Below are 2,696 nucleotides of genomic sequence, written 5' to 3' on the forward strand. Positions count from 1 at the left end.
CACACCAATGGCGGCGTACTCGGTACTGGCAGTGAGTACCTCGCTCATACTGGAGATTTCCAGCTGGTCGAAACGGCCCCAGGCGCAGGTCCCGGCGAACCAGACGGCCAGTCGAGCGCGGGGTTGGAGCAGAATGCGATCGCGTTCCATTTTGAGCAGCTGCTCCTGAGCCCATTGCGTAGCACTACCATGGCCCACATAATTGATCAGGACCACGCCCTGGTTGACACTGCGAATTAAGTCGGCGGTAGCGTCGGGCTTAATCACGCTGTTGGTGGCGGGATCGAGAACTTTGGTGTACTCGGTCAGGTAAATCTTTTGCACCTGCAGATAGGGTGGTAGTAGCCGGGCGAGGGTCTCGGTTTGGGCTATAAAGGCGGGCTCGTTGTCATTTGGGCGTACCGGGTCATCCGCAGCCAGGAGGACGCGTTGCCGCCAAGGCCCCGGCTCCGGCTGGACCATGTAAGTACGAACCATCTCCACAATCACCGCCGCCTCTGCTGGAGTTGAGACGGCAATGCGCCCGACCCCCATGTCGGGAAGAGGGGACGACACGGGAGTGGCGTCGAGATAGACAAAAGCATCGTCGACGGCACGTGACCAGGTTTGGTCGGAGCCGTCCACCTGGATGGTGGGCACCAGTATACGGCTGAGACCGGAGAGGTTGCGGTAGTCGTAGTCTCCATCGCCGAAGAGGAGCACCAGCCGCGGCCCGGGTTGCTGCCAGTTTTCGTGCGCCCACCGCAGAAAGGCGCGAATGGCCAGAGGGTCGGCCACGCCACCGGAAAACTCCTCATAGATTTCTCCGACAGTAGTAGTAAGGGTCGTCAGGCGCAGCTCCGGTCGAACTTCTTCAGCGTGGATGCGCGCCAGATCCTCAGCCGCATTTAGCAGGGTGGGATCGGTGATGATGATATAATCGGCTTGATGTTCCGGCCTCCGGAGAGTGGTAAAATCGAGGTTTTGGTAAAGGATCGCTGGAGCTGGCGTTCTGAACTTGGCCTCGGTGGCAGCTATGTACCGCCGGGTGGTACTCAGGTCAGTTATGGTAAAAGGCCAGTGGTTATCGGCCTGGTGGACCTGCTGCAGCACCGGCTGGGCGGGGTCAGTGATGTCCGCCACCAGGGGCGGGGCAGTAAAATCTGCCAGCTGGATGGTAACTGGCTCACCCTGTGGACCGATCAGAAAAGTCAGTAAGTCTTCATCAGCGGAGAGATCAAGGCCATACTCTATCTCGGCCCAGTCGAACCATACCTCTTCCTGGGGATCAGGATTGGTAGTGATATTGGTCAGGGTAATAGCATTTTGACCAGTCCAGACAGCGGTTGCGACCGCATCGGGGTGCGGGGCCAGCGTGATTTCACTGTGGGTACTCCAGCTGGGGGACGTGAGAATGAGATTTTGATTGAGAGCCAAGGTGACCTGGTGATAGCCTTTATCGTTGCCACCCCGCAGCCGGACCCTTAGATAGGTGGTATCACTGCTGCGAAGTCCGGGGGTGGGCAGCGTTAGTCTAAATGGGGAATCCTTTTTTATGGCTTCCTGATGCCATTTCGGGCCCGATTGAAAACCATTAAATACGTCCACCTCATGGTGATAGCAACTCCGACCGGCGGCGATGACGCTGGCGGAAGCGGAATAGGCAGCGCCCTGAGCCATCCTCTGTCCGGAAGGCTCGTCACCGGTTTCCGGAATATAAAGCCACACACAAGCCTCGTTGGTATAAGGATTTTGAATGAAAGTGAGCTCACCATTATTGAAATTGAATCCACGGGGCCCCTGGCCGTAAAGAAGGATATCATCATCCGCATCCATTTTGCCGTCATCACCATCCCTGATGAAGATGGCCAGCTCCTTCAGGTTGTCGAGCAGAGGTGCGCCGACATTATCGGGCATGGGCCGGCCGAGTGAGGTTGGTGCAAATAGGCGCAAGCGGTCAGGTTCCAGGGCGCTCAGGGCTATTCCAGCGTCGGAAAGGTAGCTTCCCGTCACACGATACAGGCCGTCTACCTTGATGGGTATTTTCAACCAGGTCCCTGCCTCGGGCAGGAAGCTAGTGGGGCGCCTTAGTGGTGGCTTAGTCGGCTGTTTAGCCATCACCAAGAGACGGTTGGCGATCCGAGCGCTCAGGTGTGGTTGTCGGTCAGCCTCGATGAGCAGGTCTTCCGGCTGGTGGCGGATGGTTACTTCTACCCGTGCTCCTTTGAGCACTTCCAACCGCTCATTTACGGTGCGCCAGGGGAACAGATCCAGGAGTACCACTCTGACCTGCCCCCAGACCTGTGGAGAATGGACCTGCAGGAGGGGGCGAGTAAACAAGGGAAAGCCTGCGTTTTCAACCTGGTCCCACCGCCCCTCGATCAGGCGTACCGATACCCGGCCGGTGTCCCCGGCCGAGAGGATCCAGCGATAGATACTTACCAATCGGCCCTCCAGTTCGATTGAGGTGGTAGCGGTGCTCAGGCCATAGATCCGATCCTCCTCAATCGTCACCTCGGTTTCAGCCTCCGGGAGGTCCAGGATAATCCGTTCGATACGCTCGCCCTCAGCGCTGGCTGCGTCGGTGAGGAGGAAGCAAAGCAGCACAATTGGAGCGATAGACCGCATAGTTATGAATTTACAGGAGGTCGATAAGTGTCGTCCCGGTTTTCTTGGGTTTGTGTCGGCATGACTGTAACTTGCGCGCTGTCTATTAC

At 57.6% G+C, this 2,696-nt stretch carries 1 protein-coding gene; it reads right to left on the reverse strand.

Annotation, left to right across the window (positions count from 1 at the left end; genetic code table 11):
- On the reverse strand, window positions 1-2,607 hold a 2,607-nt coding region (locus ACETWG_05750), incomplete at its 3' end, for a C25 family cysteine peptidase (GenBank protein MFB0516092.1).
- Window positions 2,608-2,696: the final 89 nt, after the last annotated feature.

The organism is Candidatus Neomarinimicrobiota bacterium (genome assembly GCA_041862535.1).
Classification (GTDB): domain Bacteria; phylum Fidelibacterota; class Marinisomatia; order SCGC-AAA003-L08; family TS1B11.